The organism is Mycobacterium sp. MYCO198283, assembly GCF_021213805.1.
Lineage (GTDB): Bacteria > Actinomycetota > Actinomycetes > Mycobacteriales > Mycobacteriaceae > Mycobacterium.
In genome coordinates, this window is the sequence record NZ_JAJQJI010000006.1 from 118,663 (window position 1) to 138,587 (window position 19,925).

Below are 19,925 nucleotides of genomic sequence, written 5' to 3' on the forward strand. Positions count from 1 at the left end.
CAGCTGTCGGATCCGGCCACATCCGGCACCGCCCGCGCAGGTCACTTTTGTGAGCACCTCACACTTGCGTCACGGCGGTAACACGGTAGTTTCGTCCCCATGCAGCAGCCCGACCCGAGCCCGAACCGAGGTGCGGGCCGCTGGACGAGACTGGCGATGCCGGCGGTCGCAGGTGCCGTGGCCATCGCGTTGACCGTCCCGGCCACCGCACTCGCCGATCCCGATCCGTCACCGTCGCCGCCCCCGCCGGGCAACAGCGCGGGTGCGCCGCCGGCCGCTCCGGCGCCGCCCGACCCAAACGCTCCGCCCGCGCCGCCGGCCCCGCCCGCCGATCCCAACGCACCGGTGCCGCCGGCCGATCCGAACGCCCCGCCGGCGCCGGAGGCGGGTCGGGTCACCAGCGAGTCGGGCCGCTTCACCTACGTGCCGCCCGCCGGCTGGCGGGTCGGAGACCCGAGCCGCATCAGCTACGGCTCGGCGGTGCTCACCAAGGCACCGGCCGCCGGCCAGACCGCGCCGCCGAACGACACGACGATCCTGCTCGGGCCGCTCGACCTGAAGCTGTTCGCCGGCGCGGAGCCGGACAACGCCAAGGCCGCCGTACGGCTGGCCTCAGACATGGGCGAGTTCTACATGCCGTTCCAGGGCACCCGGATCAACCAGGAGACCGTGCCGCTCAACGCGGGTGGGCTGACGGGCACCGCGTCCTACTACGAGGTCGACTTCGCCGACGAGGCGAAGCCGAACGGCCAGATCTGGGCGGCTGCCATCGGCGACAACCCGCCGCGGGGAGCTGCCAACCGCGGGGTCGCGCCGACGCGTTACTTCGTGGTCTGGCTGGGCACCGCCGCGAACCCGGTCGACAAGGCCGCGGCGGTCGCGCTGGCCCAATCCATCCGGCCGTGGACACCGCCGCCCGCGCCGCCGCCACCCGACCCGAACGCTCCGCCACCGCCGCCGGATCCGAACGCCCCGCCGCCGCCACCGCCCGCGCGGCCCGGCGTCGGCGTCCCGGTGCCGATCACCGAACCGGTGCCCGGCATGGCGCCACCGGCGTAACCAACCGACGGCGAACGGCCGCCCGCATCGAGCGGGCGGCCGTTCGTCGTTCTCAGCCCGACCAGTGCCAGACGGCCGCGGCCGCCAGCGCGCCCATGCCGTTGAGCGACCAGTGCAGCGCGATGGGCGCGAGCAGGCTCCCGCTGCGGCGCCGCAGCCAGCTGAAGACGAACCCGGCGGCGCCGGTCGCCAGCACCGCGAGCACCACCCCGGCCGCCACGCCGGCGATCCCGCCGCCGAGCAGGCGCGTCAACCCGACGTTGCTGGCGGTCAGCCCCAGGGACGTGGCGATGTGCCACAGCCCGAACAGCAGGGAGCCGACGGCCGCCACCCCGCGGAAGCCCCACGCGCGGTCGAGCGCCCCGTGCAGCACGCCGCGGAAGGCGATCTCCTCGGGGATGACGGTCTGCAGCGGGATGACGAGCATCGACGCGATCAGCGCGCCCGACACCGTCGCGTAGTTGTCGTTGAGGAACATCGGGCGCGTCCACGGCAACAGCGCGCCGACGGCCACCACCGACCCGACCGCGGCCACGGCGGCCGCCGCGTAGCGCGCCCCGCTGCGCCACTGGTGGCGGCCCAGCCCGAGCTCCGACCAACCGAGGCCCCGCGAGCGGACCAGCAGCAGCAGACCGACGGCGGCGAGCGGCACGGCGGCGACACCGGCCCACGGCGTCGTGAAGTGCGCGATCAGGTTGGTGGCGGTCAGCACGGCGACGACGACGGCGATGTCGAGGTGCAGCTGCGGCCGCGGCGGCGTGGCGCGCTCGGCGACGGCGGTGGTCATGGCGGCCGATGCTACCGGCGACTATTCGTTGTCAGAGGTGTCCTGCGCCGTCGACTGCCGGCCGTCCGCGGTGAACCCGGAGTCCCAGGTCCAGCCCGAGATCTCCGGATCGTCCTCGCCGTGCTCGCGGGTGTAGGTCCGGGCCGCCAGCCGGGCGTCCGCCATCTCCTGCCGCAGCCCGGCGGCGTTGACACCCAGCCCCGGGACGCGGTCGATGACGTCCATGACCAGGTGGAAGCGGTCCAGGTCGTTCATCATGACCATGTCGAAGGGCGTGGTGGTGGTGCCCCGTTCCTTGAACCCCCGCACGTGCAGCTGCGCGTGGTTGGCGTGCCGGTAGGTCAGCCGGTGGATGAGCCAGGGATAGCCGTGGTAGGCGAAGATCACCGGCTTGTCGGCGGTGAAGATCGAGTCGAACTCGCGGCTCGACAGGCCGTGCGGGTGTTCGCTGTCCGGTTGCAGCCGCATGATGTCGACGACGTTGACCACCCGCACCCGCAGGTCGGGGAGTCGCCGGCGCAGGATGTCGGCGGCCGCCAGCGTCTCCAGCGTCGGGATGTCACCGGCGCAGGCCAGCACGACGTCGGGTTCACCGGTCGTGCTGCTCGCCCACTCCCAGATCCCGAGCCCGCGGGCGCAGTGGGCGATCGCGTCGTCCATCGACAGATAGGTCAGCGCCGGCTGCTTGCCGGCGACGATGACGTTGACGTAGTGGCGGCTGCGCAGACAGTGGTCGCCGACGCTCAGCAGGGTGTTGGCGTCCGGTGGCAGGTACACCCGCACCACCTCGGGCCGCTTGTTGGCGACGTGGTCGATGAAGCCCGGGTCCTGGTGCGACGCGCCGTTGTGGTCCTGGCGCCAGACGTGCGAGGTGAGCAGGTAGGTGAGCGAGGCGATCGGCCGCCGCCAGTCGAGGCGCGCACTGCTGGACAGCCACTTGGCGTGCTGGTTGAGCATCGAGTCGACGATGTGGACGAACGCCTCGTAGCAGTTGAACAGCCCGTGGCGGCCGGTCAGCAGGTATCCCTCGAGCCAGCCCTGACACAGGTGCTCCGACAGCACCTCCATCACCCGGCCGCCGGGGGCGAGGTGGTCGTCCTCGCTGCAGAGCTGCCCCAGCCAGGCTTTGTCGGTGGCCTCGAACACGGGCGAGAGCCGGTTGGAGGCGGTCTCGTCCGGACCCATGATCCGGAAGCGGTCGGTGTTGCGAACGATCACGTCGCGCAGGAACGTCCCGAGCACCTTGGTCGCCTCGGCGGTGTCGGCGCCCGGCGTGTCCACCGCGACCGCGTAGTCGCGGAAGTCGGGCAGGTCGAGGTCGCGCAGCAGCTCACCGCCGTTGGCGTGCGGGTTGGCGCTCATCCGTCGACGGCCCTGCGGCGCCAGCGCTTTCAGCTCGGGGCGCAGCGTGCCGTGCTCGTCGAACAGCTCCTCCGGCCGGTAGCTGCGCAGCCACTCCTCGAGCTGGGCGCGGTGCTCGGCGTTGTCGTGGGTGCCCGACAGCGGCACCTGGTGCGACCGCCAGGTGCCCTCGACGAGCACCCCGTCGACCTCCTTGGGGCCGGTCCAGCCCTTCGGCGTGCGCAGCACGATCATCGGCCAGGTGGGGCGCTCGGAGTGGCCGTCCTCGCGTGCCGCGCGCTGGCTGCGCTGTATGTCGTCGACCGCCTCGTCGAGCGCCGCCGCGAGCTGCTGGTGCACGTTTCGCGGATCGTCGCCCGCGACGGTGATCGGGCGGTACCCGTAGCCCCGCAGCAGCGCTTCGAGCTCCTCCTGCGGAATCCGGGACAGCACAGTCGGATTGGCGATCTTGTAGCCGTTGAGATGCAGGATCGGCAGCACCGCGCCGTCGGTGGCGGGGTTGAGGAACTTGTTCGAGTGCCAGCTGGCGGCGAGCGGACCGGTCTCTGCCTCCCCGTCGCCGATCACGCACGCCACCACCAGGTTCGGGTTGTCGAAGGCGGCGCCGAACGCGTGCACGAGCGCATAGCCCAGCTCGCCGCCCTCGTGGATCGAGCCGGGGGTCTCCGACGCGACGTGGCTGGGAATGCCGCCGGGAAACGAGAACTGCCGGAACAGCTTTCGCATGCCGTCGGTGTCCTCGCCGATGGCGGTGTAGATCTCGCTGTAGGTGCCCTCGAGGTAGGCGTTGGCCACCAGACCGGGCCCGCCGTGGCCCGGCCCGGTGATGTAGACGCAGTCGAGGTCCCGGTGGCGGATCACCCGATTCAGGTGCGCGTAGAGCAGGTTGAGCCCCGGGGTGGTGCCCCAGTGCCCGAGCAGTCGCGGTTTGACGTGGTGATCGGCCAGCGGTTCCCGCAGCAGCGGGTTGTCCAGCAGGTAGATCTGTCCGACGGACAGGTAGTTGGCGGCGCGCCAGTAGGCGTCGATGCCCGCGAGCTCGTCCTCGGTCAGTGGCGACGTCTGCGTCGGGGAGTCCATCGGTCCTTACTACCCCGAACCGGTGACGTTACGCGGACCTCAGCGGTGAATTCCCATGCGGTGAAAAAGGCGGTTGAGTTGGCCCGCCGCGGCGTTGGCCGGCGTCAGCACGACCTCGAGCACGTCGAGCAGCCGGTTCACCCGCGCCGCGATGTGGTCGATCTGCGCGACCGATTGGTTCAGGTGCTCCACCGCTCCCACCACCGTCGACAGCGATTCCTCGATGGTGTCGAGGTTGCGGTTCACCCGCCCCAGCGTGTCGTCGAACTTGGTCAGCGTCTTGTCGAACTTGCCCATGGTGACGTCCATCTCCTCGACGATCTGACTCATCGCGTCGAGGACGGCCGTGGCCTGCTCCACCGTGACATCGGCGTTGAGCGCGGCGTTCGCGAGTTTCTGGAAACGGGTGCGCGCCGTCGTGGGCCGGTCAGCCATGACGACAGTGTGCCGCACGTCCGGCCGCGGCGGCGGCGAACCCGCCGGCAGTGCCGACCGACCGGTTGGTGCCCAGTGGCGGCGGTCTAGGCTGCACGGGTGCTGGGATTCGCGCTGCCACCGTGGCGTGCCGCCGCCGACGACCTGCCCGCCGCGAAGCTCAGCGCAGCGACGGGTGGCGCGACGCGATGACCGCCCCGCTGCCGCTCGCCGGTGTCCGCGTGTTGGACCTCGCGGACGCGACCGCGGACGCAGTCGGCCGCCAGCTCGCCGACCTCGGCGCCGACGTGGTCAAGGTCGAGCCGCCCGGCGGACTGCCGGACCGCCGCGCGGCGCCGGCCGTCGGCGCCGCCGCCATCGCGTTCGCGTTGCACAACGCCAACAAGCGGGCGGTGATCCTCGACGAGCGTGACGGCGCCGACCGCGACCGGTTCTTCGCATGGGCCGCCGCCGCCGACATCCTCGTCGACAGCGGCCTACCCGGGCAGGCCGCCCGGTTCGGCACCACCGCCGCCGAGCTCGCTACCCGCCATCCCCGGCTGGTGGCGCTGCACGTCACCGATTTCGGCACCGCCGGGCCGCGCGCGGGCTGGCGGGCCACTGAACCGGTGCTCTACGCCATGTCGACCGCGCTGTCGCGGTCCGGTCCGACCGCCGGCACCCCGGTGCTTCCGCCGGCCGGCATCGCCTCGGCCACCGCCGGGGTGCAGGCCACCTGGGCCGTGCTGGCCGCCTACCACCACCGGTTGACCACCGGCACAGGCGATTTCGTCGATTTCTCGCGCTACGAGGGTGTGCTGCTGGGCCTGGACCCGCCGTACGGCACCATGGGCCAGGCGGCGCAGGCGCAGCGCCGCAAACCGCTCTGGCGGGGCCGGCCGCGGAACCAGGACGTCTATCCGATCTTCCGCTCGCGGGACGGGTTCGTGCGGGTCTGCGTCATGTCGGCGCGGCAGTGGCGCAGCATGTGGACCTGGCTGGGAGAGCCCGAGGAATTCTCCGATCCCGCCTTCGAACAGCTCGGCGCGAGGATCGCCGCGACCGAGGCACTGAACGCCCGCATCGCTGGGCACGTCGCCGAACAGCGCACCGACGATCTGGTGGCCGCCGGGCAGGAGCGCGGCATCCCGATCGCGGCGGTGCTGCCACCGGCGGAGGTGTTGCGCAGCGACCACTTCCGAAAGACCGGGGCGCTGACCGCGACCGCGTTGGGCGGCGAGCACGACGTCAGCGTGCCGGTCGGCCCGTACGTCGTCGACGGCCACCGGGCCGGTTGGCGCGGCCCCGTCGCGGCGGCTGCGGCCGGGGACGTGTGCTGGTCCCCGCCGTCGGCCGCGGCGCCGTCGAACGCGGCGGCCGTGCGGCCGTTCGACGGCCTGCGCATCCTCGACCTCGGCATCATCGTTGCCGGCGGTGAGCTGGGGCGGCTGTTCGCCGACCTCGGCGCCGAGGTCATCAAGATCGAGAGCGCCGGCTATCCCGACGGCCTGCGGCAGACCCGGCCCGGCCAGCCGATGAGCGAGACCTTCGCGCTGGCGCACCGCAACGAGTTCGGCCTCGGGCTGGACCTGCGCAGCTCGGCGGGCGCGGACCTGTTCCGCCGGCTCGTCGCCGAATCTGACGCGGTGTTCGCGAACTTCAAGCCCGGCACGCTGGCCGCGCTCGGCTTCTCCTACGACGAGCTGCGGGCCATCAACCCGGCCATCGTGCTCGCCGAGAGTAGCGCCTACGGCGACACCGGGCCCTGGAGCCGGCGGCTGGGCTACGGACCGTTGGTGCGCGCCAGCGCCGGGGTGACCGCCCTGTGGTCCGGCGACGCGGTCGACGGCGACCGGCCGGGCTACTGGGACGCCACCACCGTCTTCCCCGACCACATCTCGGCGCGCGTCACGGCGATCGCGGCGCTGGCGGCCCTGATCCGGCGGCGCGCCACCGGCGTGGGCGGCCGGGTGCACGTCTCGCAGGCCGAGGTCGCGGTCGACCACTTGGCGACGCACTACGTCGCCGAGGCGGCCCGCGCCGTCGGCCTGCCCGTCACCGACGACCCGGCGTCGCACGAGGTCTTCCCGTGCGCGGGCGACGACGAGTGGTGCGTGATCTCCGTCCGCGACGCCGCCGATCGCGAGCGGCTGGCCGCCGAGATCGGCGGTGGCCCGCTGCCGGCCGATCCGAACGGCTTCTATCTGGACGTCGCGGCGTGGACGACGGGGCTGGACAAGTTCGACGTCGCCGACCGGCTGCAGCGCGCCGATGTGCCGGCCGGGCCGATGTACCGGCCGGCCGACGTGCTGGCCGATCCGCAGGTGCGGGCGCGGGAGCTGTACGCGCCGATGCACCACCCGCTGTTCGACGAGCCGATGCCCAGCGAGACCGGCCCCGCGGCGTTCCGCCGGATCCCTGCCGCCGAGCTGCGCCCGGCGCCGATGCCCGGCGAGCACACCCGCGAGATCTGTCAGAAGCTGCTCGGCCTCACCGCCGAGGACATCGAGCGGCTCTACGTCGACGGGGTGCTGTTCGAGGCCCCGGCGACGCAGTCCTAGCAAGGCGAAAGGTCCACCGCGGCAATGTCTCTCGATCCCCGCACGCCTGTCCTCATCGGCTGGGGCCAGGTCAATCAACGCGTCGACGACCTGGCCGCGGCCCGCGAACCGGTCGCGTTGATGGCCGACGCCGCCCGCGAGGCGGTGCCCGCCGCGGTGCTGGCGGCGGTCGACGCCATCCGGGTGGTGAACCTGCTGTCCTGGCGGTACCGCGATCCGGGCCTGGCGCTGGCCGAGCGCATCGGCGCCGCCGACCCGGCCACCCGGTACACCGGCATCGGCGGCAACGTGCCGCAGACGCTGGTCAACCAGGCATGCCTCGACATCGCGGCGGGCCGCGCCGACATCGTGCTGCTCGCCGGCGGCGAGACCTGGCGCACCCGAACCCGTTTCCGCACCAGCGGCGAACGCCCCGACTGGCCCACCCAGGACGAGTCCGTCCCGGTGCCGCCGGGCGCCGAGGACGAGGTGCCGATGTCGAGCCCGGCGCAGGACCGCGTCGGGCTCTACAAGCCGTCCGACGTCTACCCGCTGTTCGAGCAGGCGGTGCGCATCGCGGCGGGGGAGGACCCGGACAGCCACCGCCGCCGCCTCGGCGAACTGTGGGCGGGCTTCAGCCAGGTGGCGCAACGCAACCCGTTCGCCTGGAACCGCGATGCGGTGACGGCCGACGAGATCTGGCAGCCCAGTCGCGACAACCGGATGATCAGCTGGCCCTACACCAAGCTGCTCAACTCCAACAACATGGTCGACCAGGCGGCCGTCGTGGTGCTGGCCTCCGCGGCGGCGGCCGACCGGCACGGAATCCCCCGCGACCGTTGGGTGTTCCCGCACGCCGGCACCGACGCGCACGACACCTACGCGATCGGACAGCGGTGGGATCTTCACCGTTCGCCGGCCATACGCATCGCCGGTGAACGCGTGCTGGCGCTTGCCGGCACCGCGGTCGACCGGATCGACCACGTCGACGTGTACTCGTGCTTCCCGTCCGCGGTGCAGGTCGCGGCCGCGGAGCTGGGCTTGTCGCTGGATCGGCCGCTGACCGTCACCGGCGGGCTGACGTTCGCGGGCGGGCCGTGGAACAACTACGTCATGCACGCCATCGGCAGCATGGCCGGCGTGCTCGTCGACAACCCCGGAACGACGGGCCTGGTGACGGCCAACGGCGGCTACCTCACCAAGCACAGCATCGGCGTCTACGGCACCGAGCCGCCCGCGGCGGGCTTCCGGTGGGAGGACGTCCAGTCCGCCGTCGACCGCGAACCCGTCCGGGCGCAGGCGGCCGAGTACGCCGGCGACGGTGTCGTGGAGACCTGGACCGTGCCGTTTGGCCGCGACGGTGAGCCCGAGCACGTCTTCGTGACCGTCCGCACGCCCGGCGACGCCCGCGCGCTGGCGCGCATCGACGATCCCGCCCAGGCGCAGACCGCGATCCGCGAGGACATCGCGGGCAACAAGATCCGCGTGGCGACCGACGGGACCGCGAGTCTGCGCTAGCGCCGGAATCAGGCGCGGGCGAGCGCCAGCACGTCCTCCAGCGGCGGCGGGCTGGCCGGATGGTGCGACAGGCACCAGGGCGCGCGGATCTTCGCGAACGCCGTGCCCTCGAGCGCGGCGTAGAACTGGCCGGCGCGCAGCCTGCTGATGTCGGGCACGCGGCCGCCCTTCACCCGCGCCATCTCGCGGGCGACGGTGATCTGGACGGGCGCGTTCAACAGGCCGAAGAGCTGGGTCGCCGCGTTGCCGGGGATGCCGGGGTTCAGTCCTTTGGGCGCTTGGGTGGCGTACACGAGCCCGAGCCCGTACTTGCGGGCCTGCGACGACAGCGCGAGCGTGCTGTGCAGGCACACCGTGCGGCGGCCCGACGGCGCGAAGTTCTGCGCCTCGTCCATCACCAGCAGCCCGCCCAGCGGCCGGTCGCCGGCCGGATGCCGCTTGATCCACGCGAACAGCGCCATCTGCAACTGGTTGACGAAGCCTTCCCGCTGCGCGTCGGTGGGCAGGCCCGCGAGGTTGACCACCGACACGCGGGCGCGGCGGCCGTCCGACGGCGTCAGCAGCGCCGCGGGGTCGACGGGCGTGCCGTGCCCGCCGAACAGCGGGTCGTTGACCATCGCCGCGCGGAGGTTCTCGCTGAGCTCCGCGGCCAGCCGGGTGGCGCCGGCGAGCCCGCTGACGTCGGGCGGCAGGTCGCCGAGCAGGTCGACGAAGCCCCGCAGCGTAGGCGCGGGCTGCCGGCCGTAGAACTCGAGCGCCTCGCGCAGCACCGCCCGCGACAGCTCGGCCTTCGCGGTCTTCCCGCTGATCAGCGCCCGCGGCTCCAGTGCCGCCAGCGCGGACTCGACGGCGTCGTCGAACTCGTCGCGATCGTCGACGACCGCGCCGAAGTCGGGCAGCGGCTGGAAGCTGAGCTGCCGCCCGGCGTTGCGGCCCGGCGTCCACACGACGACCTCGGTGTGGGCGAAGTACTCCGCGGCGCGCGCGTCGTCGGCCGCGGTCCAGCCCGCCGGCGGCTCCGGCCACGGGGTGCCCAGCCGCGCCAGGTCGTTGTTGGCGTCGAGCACGATCGAGGACACGCCGCGCAGCGCGCACTCCTCCACCAGCCGGCGGATCAGCACCGTCTTGCCGGACCCGGAGCCCGCGAAGATCACCGTGTGCTTGCGCAGCTGCGCCAGGTCCACCGACAGCGGGCGGCCGTCGTCCTCCACCACGCCCAGCGGCACCGCCGTGGCGGCCTCGGCGACCGGCGGGTACGCCGGCTCGGCGGCGAGCGGTGCCTCGGGTTCGGGTTCGGGTTCGGTGACCGGGGGTGGCGGCGGGTCGCCGGCCAGGTCGCCCAGCGCGTCGTGCAGCAGCCGCACACCGTGGGCGGGCCGGCGCGCGCGCAGCCACTCCGGAAGGTCGGCGTGGTCCTCGTCGAGCAGGTCACGCAGCGCCGACAGGGTCCGCAGGTCGTCGTCGGCGACGGGCAGGGTGCGCCCGCCGGCGTCCTCGAAGTCGGCGATCAGCTGCGTGGTCTTCGCGCCGCTGGGCCACGGGCTGTTGCGGAGCAGGAACAGCTGGCGGTGGCGGCGGCCGGCGCCGGTGGCCTCCCACGCCTTGCGGATCCGGTTCTGCGCGGCGATGGCGTTGTGCGCGGCGATCGCCCGGAACGCCCAGTGCCGCTCGTCGTCGGTGGCGGCGTCGAGGCTCTGGCGCAGCCGGGCGTGCAGCCCGACCCGTTTACCGGGCGGCGGGTCGACGGTGAATTCGCCGTCGGCGCCGCCGTGCTCGACGATCCAGGCCTGCAGCGCCGCCGAGAGCAACGGGGGCATCGTGGTGTCCTCGCCGTCGGGATCCAGCGCGGCGGCCGGCACGGCGCGGCGGCGGTAGGCGGCGAAGGCCCGGTCCAGCGCCGCGAGGTCCCCCGGTCGGGGCGGGTCGACCGGATCGGTGGGCGGCTGGGTGCGGTCGCCGGTGAACGAGGCCAGCTCCGCCACCTGGTCGCGCTGCAGGCAGCGGCGGACGTGCTGGTCGGCGGCCTGCAGCAGCCCGCGGGGCGTGAAGTCCGACGCGTCGTCGAACGCGGTCGGCAGGATCGGCCAGCTCGGATAGGGGGGTGTGAAACCGACCGCGTCGTAGCTCGCGGTGAACCGGCGCTCCAGGATGGCCCGGGCGATCTCGGGCGTCGGCAGGCCCTGCAGGACCTCCGTGGTGCGGAACCGGTCCCGCACCGAGGCCACGGCCCGCTCCTCGATGTCCACCCACACCGACGGCAGGCAGGCGACCACCGTCACGGTGCGGCGCATGGTCTCCCGGACGGCCATCAGCCCGTGCGCGACGTGCTCCAGGTCGCGGTTGTCGGTCGCCCGGGCGTCGGTCTCGGTGCGCCGGTTCGACTGGGCGAGCAGCGTGTCGATCTGGTCGATAGCCAGCACCGTCGGGCCCGCCAGGGCCAGCAACCGGGCGAGGTCGCGCACCACCTCCTGTGCGGTCAACTCCGGGACGGGCAGCCCCCACGCGGTCCGGTCGGCGGCGGGGATGCCGTCACTGGAGCGCAGGAAGGCCTCGCCGATGTCCTGCAGCGCGAGGTCCTCGGCGCCCAGCAGCACCAGCGCGCGCAGGCAGTGGCGGGCAGCGCGCACCGGGTCGCGGCGCGCCGTGACGAGCTTGGTGACGAACTCGTCGAGCACCTGCGGCGTCAGCTCCTCGTCGCCGACGATCGCCCGCCGCGCCGCGCGGCCGACGTGTGCGATCGACGCCAGCTCCCACAGCACCCGCCGCAGCTGCGTCTCGTGGCCGGGCGCCGGGCGGCCGAAGCTGTCGAGCACACCGCCGCGCACCGAATGCCAGAAGCTCGTCGCGTCGAGCAGCTGCACGAGCACGAACGTGCCGCCGGCCTCCTGCACGCGCTCGCGCACCTGCCCGAGCAGGTGCGTCTTGCCGGAGCCGGCGGGTCCCCGCACGACGACGCCGAGCGGGCTGACGTCCTCGGCGCGCTGCGCATCTCCGACGGCCGCCAGCACGTCGCCCAGCGCGGCGTCGTGCAGCCCGCCGACGTGCAGGGTGCCCTGCGAGTGCCACATCTCGTCGGCGGTGGGGGCGAACGACAGGTGCAGGGAACCGAGCGCCTCGCGCTGCCGGGAATCCATCAGGCGTCGATCGCGATCAGGTGCTTGCGCTGGTTGCCGATGTCGACCGCGGCGGCCCGGTCGGCGTCGGTGAGCACCTTCTGGTTCTCTTCGGGGATGATGCTGACCCCGCGCCGGCGGTACAGGGCGGTCAACGCGGCGTCGACGTCGGCGCGGGGCACGTCGGGTAGCTCCCCGCGCAGCCGCACCAGCCCCACCCAGTCACCGGGCCGGCGGGCCAGCCGCCGGTAGGCCCCGACGATCCGGTCCTCGACGGTGTCCCCGGGTTCTTCGGGGGGCAGGAAGACGTCGGCGAGCGCGATGTCGGCGGCGGCGAAGTAGCGGTCGAACGCCTTGAGCACGGTGTAGAGCACCCGGCCCTGTCCGCGGACCCGCTCGGGGGCGTCGGCGCCGAACAGTCTGCGGCACAACGCCCATCCGTCGTCGGTGAGCTCGTGGCGCATCGGTCGGCTGCCGGTGGTTTCGATCAGGCCCTGCTGCTGCAATCGGTCGCGCTCCCGCTTGCGCAGCTCCGGGCCCCGCGCCGCCAGCTCGGCGTTGGACAGCGGCCGGCACTCGGCCATCAGCGCCAGCAGCACGGCGTGCTCGGTACCCGTCAGTTCGTCGGGAAACACTTTCACGAAGGTCGCTCCTGTCACGTGCGCAGCCTGGTCAACACCTGTTCGATCATGGCGGCAACGCGCCACGGGTCGTCGACGACGTCGTCGTTAGTGAACCGCAGGACGACGTACCCGCCGACGACGAGGGTGGTGTCGCGGCGGCGGTCGTCGGCGTACTTGAGCGCGGTGCGGTGGTCGGGCCCGTCGAGCTCGACGACGCACCGTTCGGCCGGCCACAGCAGGTCGACGCGGATCGGGGGCCGCAACGGCTGCGCGTCGACCACCTGGTTCCAGGTGCGCCCGACCGCCCACGCGCGGCGCGCGAGGCACCGCTCGAGCAGCTGCTCGACGGCGCTGCCCGGATGCGGGCGCCCGACGGGCGGGGGAAGGGTGACCGCTACCGGGCCGTCGTCGGCGGCCGGGGACGCCGCGGCCAGGTGGGCCGGTAGCTGCACCACCAGCGTCGGCAGCCGGTCGACGGTCGGCAGCGCATCGCCGGTGAGCCACGATCCGACGCCGTGGGCGGCGAGCCATTCGAACCCGGCCGCGGCCGCCGGCTCGTCGGGGCAGGCGGGCATGTCGACGAGCAGCACCACCGCGTCGCGCCGGTAGGCGTCGGCGATCACGCGGGCCGCGCCGCGGACGCGGACGTCCGGCGGAAAGGTCGCGGCGTCGGCGCGGCCGGTCAGGGCCGCTTCGGCGAGGTCGGCCAGGTAGGGGCCGAAGTGCGGGGTGTCGGCGGCGCGGCGGCGGGCGAGCTCGCGGACGACGCGGCGGTCGTGGTCACTGGCGCTCGCCGGCGCCTCGCCGCCCGGCAGCCAGGCCGGGAACAGGGTGCGGGCGACGAGCTCGAGGTGGTCGAGGACCGCGTCCACCACCGCCGCGGCCGAACCCGCTCGGTCAGCCCGGTAGCTGAGCATCACGGGCGCGTCGCGCGGCAGCGGGTCCAGCGCGAGCCGCAGCTGCTCGCCGGTGGCGCCGGTGAGCCGCACGACCCGGTGGGTGGGCAGCGCGGTGACCGGCGTCGCCGCGACGTCTCGGCCGGTGCCCACTTGCATCGGTGCCATTGTGTCGCGTTCAGGCCAGCAGCGCCTTGAGCGTCCACGCGTTGCGCACCGCGTGGCCGCCGAGGTCGTTGTTGAAGTACACGAGCACGTCGTGGCCTCGGTCCTGCCACTCGGTGATGCGGTCGGCCCACCAGTGCAGGTCCTCGTCAGGATAGGAGCCGTGATACATCGATTCCTGCGACGGGCCGTGCATCCGGACGTACACCAGCAAAGCGGTGGCCCGCAGCACGCACGGCAGGTTCGCGCCGCTGGTGACGACGTAGCTGGCGCCGTGGCGTTCGAGCAGCGCGTAGACGGCGTCGTCGTCCCAGGAGCGGTGCCGGAACTCGACGGCGAACGGGATCTCGTCGGGCATGACGGTGAGGAAGTGGTCGAGCAGCGCGTCGTCTCGCTCCAGCGCCGGATGCAGCTGCACCAACACCGCTTCCCGGCGCTCGCCGAGCGCCTGCCAGCATCGCTCGAAGCGGTCGGCCCACGGCTCGGGGTCGCGCAGCCGCCGGAAGTGCGTCAGGCCGCGGTGCGCCTTGACGGTCATGCTGAAACCGTCGGGCAGCCGGGTGCGCCAGCCTGCGAAGGTGGCGTCGCGCGGCCAGCGGTAGAAGCTGGCGTTGAGCTCGACGGTATTGAAGTGCTCGACGTACGCCGCGAGCCGGCGCGCCGGTGGCAGGCCGGGGGGATAGAGCACGCCGTCCCAGTGGTCGTAGGACCAGCCGGACGTGCCGATGCGGACGCCCATCGGCTATCGCGGGTGTCCGCGGCGCGGTTCTGGCACGCGGCCGGCGAGGTCGTCGTCGTAGGCCATCGCGGCCAGTCTGGCACGCAGCACCGCTACCGTCGTCGGCATGACGCGGGTGCGGTTCACCGGGCGCATCGGCGGTGTCGGCACGTCCTCCGGGGTGCGCATGGTGATCGGCAGCTGGGCGGTATCGCCGTTCGGGTCGTTCACCGACGCGATGGTGCAGTCGGCGGACGGCCGGCGGACGTTGGTGGCGCCGACCGACGAGGTCGCCGAATTCGTCGCTGCGACCTACCACTTCGACCAGGTCGTGGTGCAGCCGGTGGACGCCGTCCTGACCGGTGACGCGCTGACGGTGGACGCCGAGGACCTGCGGGTGGTGTTGCGCATCGGCGGGCCGGGCCCGTTCGACCGGCTGCTGCGGCTGGTGCCGCCGCCGCTGTCGCGGGCGCCGCGGTGGCTGCGGGCGATCGACCCGGTGGCGTCGTGGCTGGTGCCCGGCGTCCACACCGCGGGCACCGCCGGCAACGGCCGCCGCGAGTACTACGGCGTGCGGCGCACCCGGCTGATCACCGGGGTCAGCGGCCACTTCCGCGGCGCGGATCTCGGCGGGCTGAGCCGACTCGAGCCGCCGGTGCAGTTCGGTTTTGCGTCGGCACCGGCGACCCCGCAGCTGGTGTCGGTGACGACGACCATCGACCTGCCCTGATCGCCGCCGGCCCCGTCGGCGCGAGGGTGCGCGCCGGTACGCCTGGCGCGGCGTGCCGGCGTACGGACACGCACGCTCGCGGAAACAACGGGACCCCTCAGGCGGCGGCCTGGGAATCGGCCGGCTCGAGGGCCTGCGCGACGATCTCGGCCACGTCGGTCATCGGCCGGACGTCGAGCGCGTCGAGCACCTCGGCGGGCACGTCGTCGAGGTCCGGCTCGTTGCGCGCCGGCACGAACACCGTCCGCAAGCCCGCCCGCTGGGCGGCGAGCAGCTTCTGCTTCACCCCGCCGATCGGCAGCACGCGGCCGTTGAGCGTCACCTCGCCGGTCATGCCGACGTCGGCGCGCACCTGGCGTCCGGTCGCCATCGACACCAGCGCCGTCACCATCGTCACGCCCGCCGAGGGCCCGTCCTTCGGGACCGCGCCCGCCGGCACGTGCACGTGGATCCTGCGATCGAGCGCCCGGGGGTCGACGCCGAGTTCCGCGGCGTGGCTGCGGACGTAGGACAGCGCGATCTGCGCCGACTCCTTCATCACGTCGCCCAGCTGGCCGGTCAACTGCAGCCCCGCGTCTCCGTCGGTGGCGCCGGCCTCGATGTACAGCACGTCGCCGCCCAGTCCGGTGACCGCCAGACCGGTCGCCACGCCCGGCACCGCCGTGCGCTCGGCCGACTCCGGCAGGAAGCGCGGCCGACCGAGATAGCCGACCAGGTCCGGCTCGTCGATGGTCAATGGCTCGTCCACCGAGGCGAGGCGAGTGGTCGCCTTGCGCATCACCTTGGCAAGCAGCCGCTCGAACTGCCGCACACCGGGCTCGCGGGTGTAGTCGGCGGCGATCGTGCGCAGCGCCGCGTCGGTCACCTCCACCTCGTCAGTGGTCAGCGCCGCACGGTCGCGCTGCCGGGGCAGCAGGTAGTCGCGGGCGATCGCGACCTTGTCGTCCTCGGTGTAGCCGTCGATCGAGACGAGCTCCATGCGGTCGAGCAGTGCCTGCGGGATGTTCTCGACGACGTTGGCCGTCGCCAGGAACACCACGTCGCTCAGGTCGAGGTCCAGGTCGAGGTAGTGGTCGCGGAACGTGTGGTTCTGCGCCGGGTCGAGCACCTCGAGCAGCGCGGCCGCGGGATCGCCGCGGTAGTCGCTGCCGACCTTGTCGATCTCGTCGAGCAGCACGACGGGGTTCATCGCGCCGGCCTCGCCGATGGCGCGCACGATGCGTCCGGGCAGCGCGCCGACGTAGGTGCGGCGGTGGCCGCGGATCTCGGCCTCGTCGCGCACACCGCCGAGGGCGACGCGCACGAACTTGCGGCCGAGCGCCCGGGCCACCGACTCGCCGAGCGAGGTCTTGCCGACGCCGGGCGGGCCGGCCAGCACCAGCACGGCGCCGGAGCCGCGGCCGCCGACGACGGCCATGCCGCGCTGGGCGCGACGGGCCCGCACCGCCAGGTACTCGACGATGCGGTCCTTGACGTCGTCGAGCCCGTGGTGGTCGGCGTCGAGGATCTCCCGGGCGCCCGGCAGGTCCGTCGAGTCCTCGGTGGTGACGTTCCACGGCAGGTCCAGCACGGTGTCGAGCCAGGTGCGGATCCAGCCGCCCTCCGGGCTCTGGTCGCCGGCCTGCTCCAGCTTGCCGACCTCGCGCAGCGCCGCCTCCCGCACCTTCTCCGGCAGGTCGGCGGCCTCGACGCGGGCGCGGTAGTCAGCTTCACCTTCCTGGCCCGCTGGTCCCAACTCGCCGAGTTCTTTGCGGATGGCGGCGAGCTGTTGGCGCAGCAGGAACTCCTTTTGCTGCTTGTCCATGCCGGCGCGGACGTCCTCGGCGATCTTCTCGTTGACCTCCAGTTCGGCCAGGGAGTCGCCGGTCCAGTCGATCAGCAGGCGGAGCCGCGCGCCCGCGTCCTCGGTCTCCAGCAGCTGCCGCTTCTGCACGTCGGTCAGGTACGACGCGTAGCCCGCGGTGTCGGCCAGCGCCGACGGGTCGGCGATCGTGTTGACCGCGTCGATCAGCTGCCAGGCCTCGCGGCGCTGCAGCATCGCCAGCAGCAGGTGTTTGTACTCGGCGGCCAGCGCGCGGGTCTGGTCGTCGGGCGCGGGCTCGTCGACCTCGGTCACCGACACCCACAGCGCCGCACCGGGGCCGGTGGTGCCGGCGCCGATGTGCGCGCGGCGCTCGCCCTTGACCACGGCCGCGGTGCCGCCGCCGGGGACGCGTCCCACCTGCACGATCGACGCGACGACGCCGTAGGCCGGGTAGCGGTCGTCGAGCCGCGGGGCGATCAGCAGCTTGCCGGACTCACTGGCGCGGACGGCGTCGACGGCTGCGCTCGCCGCGCTGTCGAGGGCGATCGGCACCACCATGCCGGGCAGCACGATCGGGTCGGCTGCGAACAGGATGGGCAGCGCACTCGTCACGTTCGGGGCTTCAGGCATTCAGTCCTCCAAAGTTAAGCCTGATTCGCTCAACCCGGCCGGGTGCACGGTTGTTCCTGCGTCACGGCCGCTCAGCTGCACGCGAACGCCTAGCCTCGACCGCGTGAACGCTCCAGTCGCCCTGCGAGCCGGAATTCCGCCGTTCTACGTCATGGACGTCTGGCTCGCGGCGGCGCAGCGGCAGCACACGCACGGCGATCTGGTGAACCTGTCGGCAGGCCAGCCCAGCGTCGGGGCGCCCGCGGCGGTGCGGGCGGCCGCCAAGGCAGCCCTGGATGGCGGCCCGCTCGGCTACACCGTCGCGCTCGGCATCCCGGAGCTGCGGGCCGCGATCGCCGCCTCGTACGCCGCGCGCCACGGGCTGGCGGTCGACGCCGACGACGTGGTCGTGACGACGGGCAGCTCGGGCGGCTTCCTGCTCACGTTCCTCGCCTGCTTCGACGCCGGGGACCGCGTCGCGCTCGCCAGCCCCGGCTACCCCTGTTACCGCAACATCCTGTCCGCGCTGGGCTGCGAGGTGGTCGAGCTGCCCTGCGGGCCGACGACCCGCTACCAGCCCACGGCGGCCATGCTCGCCGATCTCGACCCGCCGGTGCAGGGCGTCATCGTCGCAAGCCCGGCGAACCCCACGGGCACCGTCATCCCGCCCGGCGAGCTCGCCGCGATCGCCCGCTGGTGCGACGAGACCGGCGTCCGGCTGGTCAGCGACGAGGTGTACCACGGGCTGGTGTACGCCGGCGCCCCGCCGACCAGCTGCGCCTGGCAGACCTCGCGCGACGCCGTGGTGGTGAACAGCTTCTCGAAGTACTACGCGATGACGGGCTGGCGGCTCGGCTGGCTCTTGGTGCCGCCCGCGCTGCGCCGCGCCGTCGACTGCCTGACCGGCAACTTCACCATCTGTCCGCCGGTGCTGTCGCAGTACGCCGCGGTGGCCGCGTTCACCCCCGACGCGATCGCCGAGGCCGACGGGCTGGTGAGCCACTACGAGGCCAATCGCCGGCTGCTGCTCGACGGGCTGGCCGCCATCGGGCTGCACCGGCTCGCCCCGGCCGACGGCGCGTTCTACGTCTACGCCGACGTCTCCGACCACACCGACGACTCGTTGGCGTTCTGTGAACGGCTGCTCGCCGACACCGGCGTGGCGATCGCGCCGGGCATCGACTTCGACACCGTGCGCGGCGGTGACTTCGTGCGGCTGTCGTTCGCCGGTCCGACCGCCGACATCGACGAGGCGCTGCGGCGGATGGGGCCGTGGCTAGCGTGACAGCTGGGTGACGTGCTGCGGGCCGAGCTCGTCGAGGGAGGCGACGCCGAGCAGCTTCATGGTGCGCACGATCTCGGCGCGCAGGATCTCGATCGCGCGGTCGACGCCCGCTTCGCCGCCGGCCATCAACCCGTAGAGGTACGCCCGGCCGACGAGCGTGAACCGGGCACCGAGCGCGATCGCCGCGACGATGTCGGCGCCCGAGCGGATACCGGTGTCGAGCAGCACCTCGGTGTGGGCGCCGACGTCGGCGACCACGGCGGGCAGCAGCCGGAACGGCACCGGCGCCCGGTCGAGCTGTCGCCCGCCGTGATTCGACAGCACGATGCCGTCGACGCCCAGGTCGGTGACGCGGCGGGCGTCGGCCACCGTCTGGATGCCCTTGACGACGAACTTCCCCGACCACTGCGCGCGGATCCACGCCAGGTCGTCGACGGTGATCGTGGGGTCGAACAGCGTGTCGAGGAGTTCGGCGACGGTGCCGGGCCAGCGGTCGAACGTCGCGAACGTCAGCGGTTCGGTGGTGAGGAAGTCGAACCACCACCGCGGATGGCGCACCGCGTCGAGCACCGTCGCTGCCGTCAGCGCCGGCGGGATGGTCATGCCGTTGCGCGTGTCGCGCAGCCGCATGCCCGCCACCGGCACGTCGACGGTCACCAGCAGCGTGTCGAAGCCGGCGGCCGCCGCCCGCTCCACCAGCGCCATCGACGCCTCCCGGTCGCGCCACAGGTACAGCTGAAACCAGTTGCGGCCGTGCGGGTGTGCGGCGCGGACGGCCTCGGGCGTCGCGGTGCCCAGCGTCGACAGCGTGAACGGGATGCCGGCCCGGGCGGCGGCGCGGGCACCGGCGCCCTCACCGGCGGTGTGCATGAGGCGGGTGAATCCGGTGGGCGCGATGCCAAACGGCAACGCCGCGGTGCCGCCGAGCACCTCGCGCCCGGTGTCGACGCGCGACACGTCCCGCAGGATCGACGGATGGAACTCGATGTCGCGGAACGCTGCTCGCGAGCGGGTCAACGACACCTCGGCCTCGGCGGCACCGTCGGTGTAGTCGAACGCCGCGCGCGGGGTGCGCCGGCGGGCCAGCGTGCGCAGGTCCTCGATGGTCAGCGCGCGGTTCAGCCCGCGGGTGGGACGCGCGAACCGCACCAGCGGTGCCAACTCGCGGGGCCGGGGGAGCCGACGATCCGTCACCTCAGGCGTTCCTTTCCGCCGCGCGGTT

At 73.2% G+C, this 19,925-nt stretch carries 14 protein-coding genes; 5 read left to right on the forward strand and 9 right to left on the reverse strand.

All coding sequences use genetic code 11. The features are described 5' to 3' along the window. The first annotated feature begins 99 nt into the window (after positions 1–99). Positions 100–1,059, forward strand: a complete 960-nt coding sequence (locus LV457_RS13085) for an APA family fibronectin-binding glycoprotein (protein ID WP_305071245.1) — start codon at positions 100–102, stop codon at positions 1,057–1,059. Between the two features lie 52 nt (positions 1,060–1,111). Here LV457_RS13085 and LV457_RS13090 read toward each other — a convergent pair whose 3' ends face one another. Genes LV457_RS13090 through LV457_RS13100 form a run of 3 tightly spaced genes read right to left on the reverse strand, consistent with a single transcriptional unit; the run spans position 1,112 to position 4,723 of the window. Continuing rightward, a complete protein-coding gene (locus LV457_RS13090; RefSeq protein WP_232171614.1) occupies positions 1,112–1,846 on the reverse strand; it encodes a CPBP family intramembrane glutamic endopeptidase in 735 nt (244 codons plus the stop codon). Between the two features lie 21 nt (positions 1,847–1,867). Further along, positions 1,868–4,288 carry a phosphoketolase gene (locus LV457_RS13095; RefSeq protein WP_232171615.1) on the reverse strand — a complete coding sequence of 807 codons (2,421 nt, stop codon included), beginning with the start codon at positions 4,286–4,288 and terminating at the stop codon, positions 1,868–1,870. Positions 4,289–4,327: 39 nt separating this feature from the next. Next, the gene (locus LV457_RS13100) at positions 4,328–4,723 is read right to left on the reverse strand and encodes a hypothetical protein (protein WP_232171616.1); all 396 of its coding nucleotides are present in this window, start codon (positions 4,721–4,723) and stop codon (positions 4,328–4,330) included. A gap of 188 nt (positions 4,724–4,911) precedes the next feature. On the opposite strand from LV457_RS13100, the gene LV457_RS13105 reads away from it, so the two are divergent. Together LV457_RS13105 and LV457_RS13110 are read left to right on the forward strand one after the other, a co-directional pair. Continuing rightward, a complete protein-coding gene (locus LV457_RS13105) occupies positions 4,912–7,263 on the forward strand; it encodes a CoA transferase (RefSeq protein WP_232171617.1) in 2,352 nt (783 codons plus the stop codon). Positions 7,264–7,287: 24 nt separating this feature from the next. Then, positions 7,288–8,760: an acetyl-CoA acetyltransferase gene (locus tag LV457_RS13110; protein ID WP_232171618.1), complete on the forward strand. Its 1,473-nt coding sequence runs from the start codon at positions 7,288–7,290 to the stop codon at positions 8,758–8,760. A gap of 8 nt (positions 8,761–8,768) precedes the next feature. On the opposite strand, the gene LV457_RS13115 is transcribed toward LV457_RS13110, so the two are convergent. Genes LV457_RS13115 through LV457_RS13130 form a run of 4 tightly spaced genes read right to left on the reverse strand, consistent with a single transcriptional unit; the run spans position 8,769 to position 14,296 of the window. Then, the gene (locus LV457_RS13115; protein WP_232171619.1) at positions 8,769–11,894 is read right to left on the reverse strand and encodes a helicase HerA domain-containing protein; all 3,126 of its coding nucleotides are present in this window, start codon (positions 11,892–11,894) and stop codon (positions 8,769–8,771) included. After that, positions 11,894–12,514, reverse strand: a complete 621-nt coding sequence (locus LV457_RS13120; RefSeq protein ID WP_232171834.1) for a hypothetical protein — start codon at positions 12,512–12,514, stop codon at positions 11,894–11,896. Before LV457_RS13120 ends, LV457_RS13115 begins: the two co-directional genes overlap by 1 nt. Positions 12,515–12,528: 14 nt before the next feature. Continuing rightward, the gene (locus tag LV457_RS13125; protein WP_232171620.1) at positions 12,529–13,551 is read right to left on the reverse strand and encodes a DUF559 domain-containing protein; all 1,023 of its coding nucleotides are present in this window, start codon (positions 13,549–13,551) and stop codon (positions 12,529–12,531) included. A 19-nt stretch (positions 13,552–13,570) separates the two neighbouring features. Then, positions 13,571–14,296 (reverse strand): DUF72 domain-containing protein, encoded by a 726-nt coding sequence (locus tag LV457_RS13130; RefSeq protein ID WP_232171621.1) that lies wholly within the window; start codon positions 14,294–14,296, stop codon positions 13,571–13,573. A gap of 106 nt (positions 14,297–14,402) precedes the next feature. On the opposite strand from LV457_RS13130, the gene LV457_RS13135 reads away from it, so the two are divergent. Then, positions 14,403–15,005, forward strand: a complete 603-nt coding sequence (locus tag LV457_RS13135; protein WP_232171622.1) for a hypothetical protein — start codon at positions 14,403–14,405, stop codon at positions 15,003–15,005. 97 nt (positions 15,006–15,102) lie between these two features. On the opposite strand, the gene lon is transcribed toward LV457_RS13135, so the two are convergent. Continuing rightward, a complete protein-coding gene (lon, locus tag LV457_RS13140; RefSeq protein WP_232171623.1) occupies positions 15,103–17,439 on the reverse strand; it encodes an endopeptidase La in 2,337 nt (778 codons plus the stop codon). A 103-nt stretch (positions 17,440–17,542) separates the two neighbouring features. On the opposite strand from lon, the gene LV457_RS13145 reads away from it, so the two are divergent. After that, complete coding sequence (locus LV457_RS13145; RefSeq protein ID WP_232171624.1) at positions 17,543–18,703, forward strand: pyridoxal phosphate-dependent aminotransferase; 1,161 nt, start codon at positions 17,543–17,545, stop codon at positions 18,701–18,703. Here LV457_RS13145 and LV457_RS13150 read toward each other — a convergent pair. Continuing rightward, positions 18,695–19,897: an alpha-hydroxy acid oxidase gene (locus LV457_RS13150; protein ID WP_232171625.1), complete on the reverse strand. Its 1,203-nt coding sequence runs from the start codon at positions 19,895–19,897 to the stop codon at positions 18,695–18,697. The genes LV457_RS13145 and LV457_RS13150 overlap by 9 nt on opposite strands. Positions 19,898–19,925: the final 28 nt, after the last annotated feature.